The organism is Peteryoungia aggregata LMG 23059, from assembly GCF_030814435.1.
Lineage (GTDB): Bacteria > Pseudomonadota > Alphaproteobacteria > Rhizobiales > Rhizobiaceae > Allorhizobium > Allorhizobium aggregatum.
In genome coordinates this window covers 459868-473688 of the sequence record NZ_JAUSUW010000003.1, presented here as the reverse complement: position 1 = coordinate 473688, position 13821 = coordinate 459868, and the positions used below count along the sequence as shown (strand labels likewise).

General features: G+C 58.4%; 9 protein-coding genes and 1 pseudogene. 9 read left to right on the top strand and 1 reads right to left on the bottom strand.

All coding sequences use genetic code 11. The features are described from left to right. Positions 1-967: 967 nt before the first annotated feature. Genes J2045_RS07455 through J2045_RS07435 form a run of 5 tightly spaced genes read left to right on the top strand, consistent with a single transcriptional unit; the run spans position 968 to position 6125 of the window. Positions 968-2101, top strand: coding sequence for an aminomethyl transferase family protein (locus J2045_RS07455; protein WP_307371116.1), 1134 nt, complete (start codon positions 968-970; stop codon positions 2099-2101). An 11-nt stretch (positions 2102-2112) separates the two neighbouring features. Further along, on the top strand, positions 2113-2718 hold the full coding sequence (locus J2045_RS07450; protein ID WP_307371114.1) for a dimethylamine monooxygenase subunit DmmA family protein: 606 nt from the start codon (positions 2113-2115) through the stop codon (positions 2716-2718). After that, positions 2715-3680: a PDR/VanB family oxidoreductase gene (locus J2045_RS07445; RefSeq protein ID WP_307371111.1), complete on the top strand. Its 966-nt coding sequence runs from the start codon at positions 2715-2717 to the stop codon at positions 3678-3680. Before J2045_RS07450 ends, J2045_RS07445 begins: the two co-directional genes overlap by 4 nt. A 13-nt stretch (positions 3681-3693) precedes the next feature. After that, positions 3694-4734, top strand: a complete 1041-nt coding sequence (locus J2045_RS07440) for a heme-dependent oxidative N-demethylase family protein (protein ID WP_307371109.1) — start codon at positions 3694-3696, stop codon at positions 4732-4734. A 53-nt stretch (positions 4735-4787) separates the two neighbouring features. Further along, entirely contained in the window at positions 4788-6125 is a 1338-nt protein-coding gene (locus J2045_RS07435) for a trimethylamine monooxygenase (protein ID WP_307371107.1), read from the top strand. A 124-nt stretch (positions 6126-6249) separates the two neighbouring features. Here the strand turns inward: J2045_RS07435 and J2045_RS07430 are convergent, their stop codons facing one another. Continuing rightward, entirely contained in the window at positions 6250-8628 is a 2379-nt protein-coding gene (locus J2045_RS07430; RefSeq protein ID WP_370873022.1) for a trimethylamine N-oxide demethylase, read from the bottom strand. Between the two features lie 375 nt (positions 8629-9003). Between J2045_RS07430 and J2045_RS07425 the strand changes: the two genes are divergently transcribed. The 4 genes and pseudogenes from J2045_RS07425 to J2045_RS07410 all read left to right on the top strand — a co-directional run bounded on the left by J2045_RS07425 (position 9004) and on the right by J2045_RS07410 (position 13753). Then, complete coding sequence (locus J2045_RS07425) at positions 9004-10353, top strand: ammonium transporter (RefSeq protein WP_307371101.1); 1350 nt, start codon at positions 9004-9006, stop codon at positions 10351-10353. A gap of 39 nt (positions 10354-10392) precedes the next feature. Beyond that, positions 10393-10557: a hypothetical protein gene (locus J2045_RS07420; RefSeq protein WP_307371099.1), complete on the top strand. Its 165-nt coding sequence runs from the start codon at positions 10393-10395 to the stop codon at positions 10555-10557. 697 nt (positions 10558-11254) lie between these two features. Next, a pseudogene (locus tag J2045_RS07415) lies at positions 11255-12458 on the top strand (IS3 family transposase). Positions 12459-12718: 260 nt separating this feature from the next. Continuing rightward, positions 12719-13753: a TRAP transporter substrate-binding protein gene (locus tag J2045_RS07410; RefSeq protein ID WP_307371097.1), complete on the top strand. Its 1035-nt coding sequence runs from the start codon at positions 12719-12721 to the stop codon at positions 13751-13753. Positions 13754-13821 lie beyond the last annotated feature (68 nt).

Here is a 13821-nt window from a genome sequence, read left to right as displayed (position 1 = left end):
GCGCTTAAACTCTTCGGTGAAATTCGATTTGCTCATGATGCTCTTCCTGCCGCAAAATTAGGAAAGAAGGCGTCTACAGATCTCGGGGCTATTCATTCTCACTGGCGCGCCTTCGGGCGGAACGCCATGGCCGGGGGAGGTCGGTCCCGCCTGCCCCCCCCTGGGTCGCTATGCTCAGGCTCCTGCGGCGTCCCTTTTTCCGGCCATGGTGTGACGAGAATTCCCGGCATCACGGCCTGGCCGCCGTCGCGATGCTGACGCCTCCGATGTTCTTCATTGTCTTTCCCGGATATCGCGCAAAGCGCGGCTTTGATCCGGGCGCGGTCGGCATGTCTTGAGTGCGGGTTTCCGCTGTGCGGGGTAGGGACCGCTCAGGGATGCGATAGCCGTCGACGAACCCCTTATCCTTGGCGACGAGGGTTTTGCTGATGTCGACAAGTCCCTGGCCAGCAGCCTGTTTCGGTTCCCGGCTGGCCGGGCCGCACTAGAAGGTGAGCGCTGAATTCGGCCAGATCAAGATCGGCACCTGGTGACGGGTTTCAAGTCATGCAGCTTGCCGCGACCGCCAGATGGGTTGGCAGTGCCTAGCGGTGATCCTGATGAAGCTGACAAGGTGCCGACCTGGAGGGCATGCAGGAGTCTGCCCGGCGATGCCCTGCGCGAGCAAGTTTGCAACAACGATCAGAGAATGCAGCAGAGCGTGATCCGCATACCCTTGCGCAGGCGCTTGTTCAGGTGGCAGCCGGCGGACCCGCATACAGCTGGCGCGCGCAGAAGTGTGTGACTGGTGAAGAGCGGTCAGGCCGTGCCAACCTGCCGCCGCCCCACCCCATGCCTGCAATTTGGGCACATCTCTTCGAAGGCTGGAATTTCGGCAATTTTCTGCGGAGCTCCCTTGCCCGATTTAAAAACATGCATATACTTGGGAATAATTATTTCCACATAGTGAAATATGAAGGAGCATGGCATGGCTCTCAGTTGGCGTTTTTCTGCACTCGGCGACCGGCATCGTGCGCTCGGCTCCAAGCTTGAGGACTGGAGCGGCATGGGGACCGCCTGGACTTATGACAAGGATATCTATCAGGAACATGTCGCGGTCCGCACCCGGGCCGGCTTGATGGATGTGTCCGGCCTGAAGAAGGTGCATCTGGTCGGGCCGCATGCCATCGCCGTTCTCGATGCCATCACGACGCGAGACCTTACCAAGGTCTATCCCGGGAAGTCGGTCTATGCCTGTATGCTCAACGAGCGCGGCCATTTTACCGATGACTGCCTGATCTACCGCACTGGCCCTAACAGCTGGCTTCTTGTCCATGGCTCTGGAACTGGCCACGAGGAGGTCGTCAAGCAAGCCGCCGGGCGCAATGTTGCGGTGTTGTTCGACGACGATCTGCACAACCTTTCGCTTCAGGGGCCGGTCGCGGTTGATTTCCTCGAAAAGCACGTGCCGGGCATCCGTCAGCTGAAATACTTCCATCACATGCAAACGACGCTGTTCGGCGCAGCGGTGATGATTTCGCGCACCGGTTATACAGGCGAGCGCGGCTACGAGATTTTTGTGCGTGCACAGGATGCCGTTCTCGTCTGGGACACGATCCTTTCCGAAGGTGCCTCGCTCGGCATCATTCCCGTGTGTTTCTCGGTGCTTGATATGTTGCGCGTCGAGAGCAGTCTGCTGTTTTATCCTTACGACAATTCGCAGATGTATCCGTTTGCCGACCAGCCGGCGGGCGATAGCTTGTGGGAGCTGGGCCTCGACTTCACGGTCAGCCCCGGCAAAACGGGTTTTCGCGGGGCGGAGGAGCATGCGCGCCTCAAAGGCAAGGAACGGTTCAAGATCTTCGGGCTTCTCGTCGAAGCCGACGGGCCGTGTGATCCTGGTGACGAGATCTGGGCAGGTGGCCGCAAGGTCGGCGTGATTACCTGCACTTCCTATTCGAAGCTGAACAGGCGCTCCATGGCGATCGTGCGGATCGATGTGCCCTATGCCATCCAGGGCGCGAAGGTGGAGGTGCGCGGCAAGACGGTGAATGCGCCGGCCATTGCCCACACGATTACATTCGACGATCCGGAAAAGAAAAAACGTACGGTTCAGGATTGAGGGGACGCGGCATGCTGGTTGCAGGCATCAAGAGCAGGCCGCAATATACAGGCTTGGTCATCGATCCCCATGCGAAACGGCATCTCTTCGTGCTGGAGGCGGAGGGCGCTCAGGCGCTGATCGACCAGCTGGCGACAGTCGGGGATGGTTTCCTTGAATTCGCCGAGATCCTCTATGTGGCGGGCGCGTCAGCATCTGACGATCATGCAGCCCGCCTGTCAGGTCTCGGGGCTGACACCGTCTGGGTGGCGCCGACCATCGCCCCGCTGTTGGTACGGCTGAAAGCAAATCTTGTGCAGGCGCGAATGGGAACCCGACTCTATCTCGCAGGCACCGAGGGATTTATCGGCCAAACAATGCAGGTGGCGCTCGATTTTGGCATCGACTTCAAATCGATCCGCACAGAGCATCGGGGGTCGCTTGCTCGCCGCGTTCAGTGCGTGCATTGCAAGGGCATCACCGAAGCCGTCACCACCAGTCTCTATGTCTGCTCCCATTGCGGCCTGACGCTTCTCGTCCGCGATCACTATTCACGGCGCATCGGAGCATTTCAGGGTGTCAATGTCGATGCGGAGGAGCCGGGAAAAGCACCGCAAGCTGAGGAGATTTTCCCGTGACGCTGAATACGGATATGCAAGTTCGGGTGGCGGCTGTTACGCCCGTCGCCGAAGCCGTAAAGCGCTTTCGCTTTGAACGTCCGGACGGTGCTGCTTTGCCAGTGTTTTCGGGTGGCGCCCATGTGGTGGTGTCGATGGATGATGGCGGCGTGCTGCGCCGAAATCCCTATTCTCTGATGTCCCCACCCAACGACACATCTGGCTACGAGATCAGCGTATTGCGCGTACCGCAGTCACGCGGTGGTTCGGCGTTCCTGCATGAGCAGGTGAAGCCCGGTGACATTCTGACGATCAGTCAGCCGGTCAATCTTTTTGCTGCCGATCGGAGGGCGCGCAAGCATCTGCTGATTGCCGGCGGCATCGGTGTCACGCCCTTCCTTGCGATGATGGAGCAGTTCACTGCGGAAAATATTGCATTCGAACTGCATTATGCGATCCGCTCGCGCGCCCACGGTGCCTATTGGCATGAACTTCTGGGGCGATATGGGATGCGCAAGGTCAAGATCTACTGCGATGACGAGGCAAGTCAGGTCCCCATCACAGCTCTGCTCGACAAACAGTCGCTCGGTACGCATCTCTATATCTGCGGTCCAAGCGGGATGATCGACAGCGTGCAACAGGCCGCTCAGCAAGCCGGTTGGCCGGATGAGAACCTGCATTTCGAACGCTTCATGGCCCCGCCGACCGGCCAGCCGTTCCAGCTGCGGCTTGCGAGATCAGATATCCATCTGATTGTTGGCGAGCATCAGAGCATCCTTGAGGCGGTGGAGGCTGCCGGCTGCCAGGCGCCCTATATGTGTCGCGGTGGCGCGTGTGGCCAATGCGAAACCGCGGTGCTCTCGGCTGATGGCATGATCGAGCACAATGACATCTATCTGAGCGAGGCGGAAAAGGCCTCCGGCAAGAAGATTATGATCTGCGTGTCCCGGCTGAAGGGACAGCAACTCGTTGTCAATCTCTAAGAGGATTGTGGGCATGACCATCACCTTCCGGCACGAGACGTTCCGCGACGATTTCACCTACCGCAACAGCCCTCAAAACATTCGGCGCTTCCCCTTTCCCTTCGACCGTGACGAATACATGTATTCGGTCAACATGGAGCCGCATGTGCCGGGCCAGACGGGCACCGTCTTTGAAAAACTGATCGATGTCGACGAGCACTATGTCTCGGAGATGCGCGACCGGGCATTGGTGCTGAAGGAGGACCCGCTGCGCTGTCAGGCCCTGCCCCACATGATGACAGCGCAGTGGGACGTGCTGGAACTGCTCATGGAGCACAAGGCGCGCGATTATCCGGAACATTTCACGTTGGAAAAGACCGGTGACTGCTGGCGTTGGATCAATCGGCCACTCGAGATCGATGATACCTTTACCTTTGGCGAGCCTGGCACGTTGCCATACGGGCCGATGGAATACATCACGCGGCAGTCGCAGGGGGACTTCTGCATTGTCGATCAGCGCGACAACAATCTCTGGATGGATGCCGGCATGGTCACCACCCAGGCCGATTGGTCGCTCGATTTCGATATCGGCATGAATTTCATGGAGTGGCACGGGCCCGTGCCTCTGGCCCACCAGATCGGGGTGTTTGAACGTGCGCTGAAGTTCCTTCTGAACCTGCAGCAGGCAAAGCCCACGCGCCGGCTCAACTGGACGATGACCATCAATCCGCGTCTCGACACCAGTCCTGAAAACTACCCGAAATGGGGAAGGGATCGCACCACCGTGACGCCGGACAATGTCGGCCGCAAGGTGCATCTTCGGGTCGAAATGCAAAGCCTTTGGCGTCTGCCGCGCTCGAACGCGATCCTGTTCATCATCCGCTGTTATCTGATCAGCATGGATGAACTGGTCACAATTCCGAAATGGGCGCGCCGTTTGCCCCGCGTGCTGACATCATTGCCGCCGGAAATCGTCGATTATAAGGGACTGACGCGCTACCGGCAGACGACCATCGATTATCTCGCCAGATATGACGACGGCGCACCGACCAGTCCCGGCATCTTTCCCGATTAGGGCAGGCGCACTGAGAGGCGCCGAGAAGACACACCAGAAAAGAGGGATGCATCATGACCAGAGTAGCGGTGATCGGGGCAGGCCCCTCTGGCCTTGCGCAGTTGAGAGCCTTCCACTCGGCCAAGGCCAAGGGAGCGGAGATCCCGGAGGTTGTCTGCTTCGAGAAGCAGGCAGACTGGGGCGGCCTGTGGAACTACACCTGGCGAACGGGCCTGGATGAATATGGTGAGGCTGTGCATGGCAGCATGTACCGTTATCTCTGGTCCAATGGCCCGAAGGAATGTCTTGAATTCGCCGACTACACCTTCGAGGAACATTTCGGCAAACCGATCGCTTCCTATCCGCCGCGTGCAGTCCTGTTTGACTACATCAAGGGCCGTGTCGAGAAGGCGGGCCTGCGTGATTGGGTGCGGTTTTCGACGCCGGTGCGCATGGTGACGTTCGACCAGGAACGGCAAACCTTCAACGTGACGGCGCATGATCGCGTCAATGACAGGATGTATAGCGAGGTGTTCGACCATGTCGTTGTCGCTTCCGGTCATTTTTCCACACCGAACGTTCCATCCTTCCCAGGCGTTGATACCTTTGGCGGTCGCGTCCTGCACGCCCATGATTTCCGCGATGCGCTTGAATTCAAGGACAAGGACGTGCTGATTGTCGGTCGCAGTTATTCCGCTGAGGACATTGGCTCGCAATGCTGGAAATATGGCGCAAAATCGGTCACGACCAGCTATCGCTCGCGACCAATGGGTTTCAAATGGCCAGAGCGCTTCGAGGAGCGCCCGCTGCTGCAGAAGCTCGTGAACAAGACCGCGCATTTTGCCGATGGCTCAACGAAAGAAGTGGATGCACTGATCTTGTGCACCGGCTACCTCCATCACTTTCCGTTCCTGCCTGATGAGCTGCGGCTGAAAACCGCCAACCGCCTGTGGAGTGACAGTCTCTACAAAGGCGTGGTCTTCGAGGGGAACCACCGCCTTTTCTATATCGGCATGCAGGACCAGTTCTACACCTTCAACATGTTCGACGTGCAGGCCTGGTACGCGCGCGACGTCATGATGGGACGTCTCTCCTTGCCGAGCGCAGCCGCAATGAAGGCGGATTTCGATGCGTGGCGCTCCCGAGAGGAGGCGTTGGAGGATGCCGAGCAGGCCATCTGGTTCCAAGGCGACTATGTGCTCGATCTCCTAGCGCTGACCGATTACCCGAAATTCGACATTGAGGGCACCAACCGCACCTTCATGGAGTGGGAGCATTACAAGAGCCAGAGCATCATGGGCTTTCGCGACCAAGCGCATCGCTCATTGATGACCGGCACCATGGCCCCCAAGCACCACACGCCCTGGCTTCAGGCCATGGACGATACGTTGGAAGAATATCTGAAGAACTGACGGTATCGTTTGAAGATCGTTCATCGATTTTTCGCCCATGCCGCGCGATTTCCTGCACGCTCTGCAATGCCCCGTAGCGAACGGAAGAAGGGGCGCTGTGAAAGCTGCGGTTTCGCTTTGCGCTTTAACCGCGCGGTCGCGTCTTGCCGGGATCATACTGGGCAAGATCAGTCACGCTTGCGGGAAGGCGTTTCTGGTGGCCGTCCAGTTTGCCGATCTCCACAGTTGAACCGAGTGCCGCATGATGCACGTCGAGGCGAGCCAAAGCTATATTGCGCTTGAGGATGGGGGAGCGTGTGGCGCTTGTCACCACGCCGACCTGTGCACGTCCAACGAACACGGGGTCTCCATGACCGATGGCATCATTGGCTTCGATCGCAAGGCCCACAAGCCTGTGCCGGGGGGTCTGCTTGCGTTCGATCAGCGCCTCGCGGCCAATGAAGTCGTCGGCCTTGCTTTTCAACGGCACGGTAAATCCAATGCCGGCTTCGAAAGGGTCGATCTGGTCGTTGAAGTCGTATCCGGCAAACACCAGTCCGGCCTCGATCCGCACCATGTCGAGTGCCTCCAGGCCCATCGGCGTCAATCCATACGGTTCACCAGCCTTCATTACCGCGTCGAATACTGCGAGCGCGTCCTTCGGATGGCAGAAGATCTCATAGCCGAGCTCGCCCGTATAGCCGGTGCGCGAGACAACAACAGGAGGCCCTTCGAAATGGCCGATCCGCCCGATGCAGAAGCGGAACCAGTCGAGTTCGCCTAGGCTGGACTGCTGAGGCGCTGTCCAGATTATGTCCTTTAGGATGTTGCGGCTTCCAGGACCCTGTACCGCGATATTGTGCATCTGGTCCGTCGATGAACGCACCCAGGCTCTGAAGCCCGCCCTTTCCGCCTGCTCGCGCAGCCAAAGGCCGCTTGCATCGTCACCGCCAACCCAGCGAAAATTGTTCTGCCCCAGCCTGTACAAGGTGCCGTCGTCGATCATGCCGCCGCTCTCGTAGCACATGGCACTGTAGACGACCTGCCCGTTGGAAAGCTTGCGGATATCGCGTGTCAGGCACCATTGCAGCAGCGCTTCGGCATCAGGGCCGGTGATCTCGAACTTGCGCAGAGCCGAGAGGTCCATGACCACCGCACGCTCGCGGCAGGCCCAGTATTCTCCAATCGCACCGTCGCGAAAGCTCGCCGGCAGCCAGAAGCCCCTATACTCCGTGAAGTTGCGCGTCTTTTCGGCGAAACGCGGATGAAACGCGGTTTCCTGCGTCGGTACGGGGGCAGACTCTGGTGTCATGCGGATCGCCACGGCTCTGGAGAAGGATTCCGCACCGGAATAGGTGCGAAGATGAATGTCGGTCGGGTCCCAGCCATTGGCGGCATCGATATCGTCTGGGCAGGAGGACGACACACAGACTAGATCGGTCAGTGCCCGCATTAGAACGTAGTCACCTGGCCGAGACCATGGCTCGTCCATGTGGATCTGGTTCTGCTGGTCGACATGGGTGTTGTAGAAGAAGTTGATCGCCTCCCACCCCTTGCGTCCTGGTATGCCATAAGGAGCAAGAGCCTTGTTGAAATTGTCCGTGCAGTTGACATGGCCGGGATAGCCCATGTCGTCGTAGTAGCGGGCGTTGCAGGCTGTGGCGAAGGCGTCGTGGCGGCCGACCGTATCCTGCACGATTTCCACCAGCGGCTCTATGTCCCTGTCGAAAGCCTTGGACGGCAGGCCTGGTGCAGGATAGCTTCTCCCCAGCAGCGTGCGTGTGATCGTCGAATCCAGCGCGAGGTCGAGACCCCTGTCCACCTTGCGGGCCGAAAAAGCTTGAAAATCGGTGCATTGCCGGCCGGAGACGTCGATCAGCTGAATGAATTCTCCGGCCCGCACAAAATAAGCTGATGCCGTTGCCGCGCGGATACGGATCTCCTGCAAGGGATCGGCCAACGGTTCGGGAAGCATTTCCATGTAGGAGCGCCCGACATTCGCTCGCTTGACGCGCAGTTCGATGGGTGTTGCGGTGTCTGCGCTTGCAACATGCATGGGCCTGCCCGGCGCTGCCACCACCAAGAGCCCATCAAGAGCCATGGTGAATTCGGCCTTGGCTCCAGCGGTCGACGACTGGCCGAACAGGCCAAGGGACCGGGCAACGGCCAGATCGATACCGCGCCTGCGAAACGCTGCGAGCGTTCGACTTGCTCCTTCGCCGCCCTCTGCAACCAGTGCCTTTAGCCCCTCTGCCGTCCCGTCCGAGGCAACGTCAAGCCCCGCGTCATTGAAGCGCCCATTCGTGTCAATGAACGACAACTCGCAGGCCTGGGCCCCTTCGGTGTCGCAAACCGCTATTCGATCGCCGGCCTTGACCGGAACAACCAGCGAGCCTCGCCCTTTGACGCGGTATCGCTCCATTCCTGGCCCGCCCTGCCAAAGGCCCGGCTGCAATACCGAACTGGCGCGCGGCCGGTCGGGCGAAGTGCGGGTAACAATTGGTTCCGGCATGAGATCACCCATAAAAGATGCGGGTTCAACGACGCGCAGAGGCCAATCATCCACCACGCCCTTGCCCTCTGTAAAGCCGAGCTTGCCCAGGGGGAATAAAAGTTTATCGGGGGCCTCAATTTTGAACGCTGTCCCGGCGGTGATTAAACACTGGGAAGAAGATCTGGAAGGCCTTTCTGAGGTCCATGAAATGTCAAAAAGGCAGATCAAAAAATCACCATCGATGCGCGAAACTTGATCATTCAAGAAATTGCTTCAGCTCAGTCATTGATTTTCCATGAAAATTAAATCGTACACCTGCCTAAATCTTTCATCTTGTTTCACACCAAGAATTATTTTTTACTTTAAGGAACCAAATGGGGAGCTCTGAAACCGGAGACTGGTGAAATGGAACAACAACTTGTCGACATGACAACGCGTGTGGAAGTGCTCGAAAAGGCACTTGGTACGGCGACGCTGATGAATACTGAAATATTCTACTGGTGGTGCACGGCGTTGATGATCGCCATCCACGCCGGCTTCCTCGCCTATGAAATGGGGGCATCGCGTGCCAAGAATGCGCTGGCCTCCGGCATGAAGAACCTGATCGCTTTCGCATTCCTCGTGCCGACCTTCTTTTATGTCGGCTGGTGGATCTATCTCTCGTTCCCGGGCGGCTTGACCTACAGCGAGGCGGGTAATGCTGGTCTGCCATGGGCGGCCAATATGGGGCCGAACCTGTCGGACCAGGCCTCCGGCATTTTTTATGCGGCCTTCACCTTGTTTGCGGCGACCACCGCATCGATCATGTCGGGTTCGGTCATCGAGCGAATCCGCATTTCGGGCTTTGCCATTCTCGCTGTCTTCCTAGGCTCCGTGGTCTGGATCCTCGGTGCGGCCTGGGGCTGGCATCCGGGCGGTTGGTTGACGGCAACCTTTGGTCTGCATGACACCGGTGCTGCCGGATGTGTGCATATGATTGCCGGCTTCTTCACGCTGGGCGTGCTGATAAATCTGGGTCCGCGCCTCGGCCGCTACAACAAGGATGGCACCATCAACCCCATCGTCGGGCATAACATGCCGATGTCGCTGATCGGTCTCATGCTCATTGTGATGGGTTTCTTCGGCTTTCTTGGCGGCTGCATCATCTACACTGGCGGCGGCTGGACGACGATCTATAACACGCCCACCACCCTTTCGGCATTCGGGTTCAACACGCTCATGGCTGTTGCAGGCGGAATGATCGGCTCGTATCTCGTGACCCGTGATCCCTTCTGGATGATGTCGGGTGCGCTGATCGGCGTCATCTCGTCGGCGTCTGGACTGGAACTCTATTATCCGGGCCTAGCCTTTCTGATATCCTTCGCAGGCGGTTGTGTCATGCCGAAGATCAACACCATTCTCGTGGAGCGTTTCAAGATCGACGACGCCGTCGGCGCGGTTGCAGTCCACGGCTTCGGTGGTCTTTGGGGCCTGTTGGCCGCCGGCATTTTCGCATCCGGCTATCCGAATGTCATCGAGGGGGCACCACCGGTATCCTTCTTCGGGCAGTTTGCCAGTGCGATGGTGTTCCTGCTTCTCGGGTTCATTCCGGGCTACGCACTGTCCTATGTCCTGAAGATGTTCGGTTTGCTGCGCGTTGCCGAAGCTGCCGAAGTCACAGGCCTTGACAAGGCGGAAGTCCCGGCCCGAGCCTATCCGGAAAGCGCCATCCCGGCCTTCTCCGCTGACATGGTATCGCCATCGCCTGCCGAATAATCCAGCTTGAAGAGAAAACACAGAAGAAGGATCATTGTGATGAACACAGCGCCGATCACGACCTGGGAAGGTGCCGAAGCCTATTTCACCTTTGCCAACAGCCCGGGTATCCTCATGCTGCTGAGCCTTATCGGGGCTGGGCTGTGCGTCTGGACGATCGTGTCCATGGCCAAGCATGAAAACGATTGCTACAAGAAGATGTAGAGCTTTTGCATCCGACTATGAATGAAAGGTCGGGTTGCGCCCGACCTTTCACCGTTGGCTCGCCGGGAGAGCAAATCAGTTGGCAACCAGATGCCGCCGGCCCATACTGACGATCTATCCAGCGTCTTGAAGCATTCATCACCTTCTTCGGGTTGAGCTTGCGTAAAACCTGATGCCGGCGCCTAGCAAACGAACGTTCTTGTCGAGGGGATCAGTGCCAGCCATGCCGAGCGAGCTTTGACCTCGATAAGCTGGTACTTGGAACGTGCCGGAAAACCTTGCGGATTGTTCCAGCAAGCGCCACGCAACATCTTGCACAAAGAACTGGCACGCTTCGCTGATTAATTCTGGCTCGATGATACACTGACGATCTCTACCTGGGAGCAGGTCGACCTTCTTGAGAAGCCCGTCCCCGGAAAGCTTGGCGTTTTGCAGGCGAACCTAGATGCCTTGCAGCGAGCGAGCGAGCGAGCGTTCAGGGCTCTCAAGCGTCGATCAGCCTCCATGGCAATACAGGCACAGGTCCCGACCGCGGCGGTGTTTGGGAGGGACCGTTCTCGGCCTAGGATATCGGATACCTGCGACGAACCGGAAAGAAACCGGTCGTTTTCGCCCTGTGCTCTGATCCCCAAAAACTGGACCGTTCATAACTGGAGTTTTCCGCGACAACTTTCCGGCTATGAAAAGGAGCGGAAGCATGAAGGCATCGAAGTTCTCAGACGCCCAGAAGGCGTTCATTTTGAAGCAGGGCGATGACGGTGTGCCGGTGGCGGAGATTTGCCGGAAGGCGGGGATCAGCCAGGCGGCGTATTTCAACTGGCGCAATAGGTATGCGGGTCTGCTGCCCGACGAGGTGCGTCGATTGAAGGCTCTGGAGGATGAGAACTCCAGGCTGAAGAAGATCGTTGCCGATCTGACGCTGGACCGCGAGATGCTCCAGGACGTCATCCGCTGAAAGCTCTGAGGCCTGTCCGAAAGCGCAAGCTGATCGACGGGATGCTGGTGGATTGGGGCACATCAATCCGACGGGCCTGCAAGGTCCTGAGGTTCGATACATCGATCTACCACTACAAATCCCGCCGCACCGGACAGGGCCCACTCGAACGACGCATCAAAGAGATTTGCGAGACACGCGTGCGGTATGGCTACCGCCGCGTCCATGTGCATTTGCGACGAGATGGTTGGAAGGTCAACATGAAGAAGACACACAGGATTTACAGCGAGTTAGGGCTTCAACTGCGCAACAAGCATCCCAAGCGCCGGGTTAAGGCAAAGCTCAGAGACGATCGCCAGGATGCTGTCGGGCCGAACGATGTCTGGGCTATGCCCTGCCCTGGCAGGCGTTTGCTGGCAAACGCCGAGAAGGGGACTTTGTCCACGACCAGCTCGCGACTGGCAAGAAGCTGCGCATTCTGACCGTGGTCGACACGCACTCGCGTTACTGCCCGGCCGCCGACGCACGCTTCACCTACCGGGGCGAGGATGTCGTCCAGACCCTGGAAGGTATCTGCCGGAAGACCGGCTATCCCAAAACGATAAGGGTGGACAATGGCAGTGAGTTCATCTCCCGTGACCTCGACCTCGACCTCGACCTCGACCTCGACCTCGACCTCGACCTCGACCTCGACCTCGACCTCGACCTCTGGGCCTAGGCCAACAACGTCACCCTGGACTTCTCACGACCTGGAAAGCCGACCGACAATGGCTTCATCGAGGCGTTCAACAGGAAGCTGCGGTCGGAGTGCCTGAACGCTCATTGGTTCCTGACCCTTGCGGATTCCCGCGAAAAATTGGAGACTTGGCGCAGGTACTACAATGAGGAACGTCCTCACTCGGCAATCGGATATAACGTCCCGATCGCCCTACATAATCCCGGTGGCGCAACCAGCCAGCCATTGTGATCAGAGCCGGAAAACTCCAGCTTCCGGCGGTCCAAGGTTTGGTCCCAGAGCAGCCCGAAGCCTCCGAGCCTGACAGGTAAAACATGGCCTGCAGCCTTATCGTCGGGCCCTGACGACAGGCGGCAAGATGAAAATCTTGACATGTAACATGGTAGTTGTCAGAGTTTGAGTCTGAGAGAGGCAAGGCATTCTGCTGCCGGAGGAGGGGCTGAAATGCCGGAAGCCGGGATGGATACTCAGTTTCAACAGGGAGGAAGACAATGAAGATCATTTCCAGTGTGGTTGCCGCCACGATGCTGATGGCCGCTAGCGTCGCTCAAGCCGAGCCGGTGACACTCAAATTCGCCCATTTCTGGGGCGCTAATTCCGGGCCGCATCAGGATTTTGCCCTAGGTTGGGCCGACCAGGTCACCAAATGCTCCGGCGGTGAGATCACCTTTGAATATTATACGGCCGGCACGCAGCTCGGCAATGTGACCAAGCTTGAAGATGCCTTGCGGGCAGGGCTGATCGATCTGGGTCATGGTCTCAATCATCTGCCGCGCAACCGGTTCACCCAGGCGACCATCATCGACACCCCACTTCTGTCGAAAAGCGCCTACGCCAATTCGATGACGCTCTGGACTCTCTTCAAGGAAGGAGCGATTTCGAAACCCTATGAGGGTCTGCAGGTGCTGGCGCTACATGCCCATGCTGCAGGCCTTGTCCATACCAAGGGCAAGGCGGTCCGGCTGCCGGAAGATCTGAAGGGCATGCGCATCCGTTCTCCGTCGCCCGCTGCCGCCCTCATGCTGCAGGAACTGGGTGCTGTGCCTGTTGGTTTGCCGCCGGGTGAAACCTATGAGGCGATCTCCAAGGGTACGGCTGAAGGCACGATCTTTCCCTGGGAAGGTGTTGCCGGCTTCAAGCTGGCGGAAGTGCTGGACTACTCCTCCGATCTGAAGCTCAATGCGGCATCCTTCTGGTTTGCCATGAACGAAAACAAGTACAAGTCTCTCAGCGATGCGCAACGCAAATGCGTTGATGAGGCCTCCTACGAGCCGCTGGTAAAAAAGGCCGGTGACTACTGGGCCAAGTGGGATCAGCCTGGCCTGGAGCAGACCAAGGCCGCGGGCAACGAGATCATCGAGCCGGATGCTGCGGCACAGGCCGCCTGGCAGGAGGCGATGAAGCCGGTCATTGTCAGCTATCTTGCTTCACTGAAGACCGACGGCTTCGCCAATGCCGAGGAGGTCTACCAGCGGGCGCAGCAGCTCGTGCCGCAATACGAAGCGGAATATCTCGCGCGGAAGTAATGGTCGCCGGCGGCACGGATCAGGCCCGTGCCGCCCCACCTCCGTTCCAGTAAAGAAACTCTCCCATG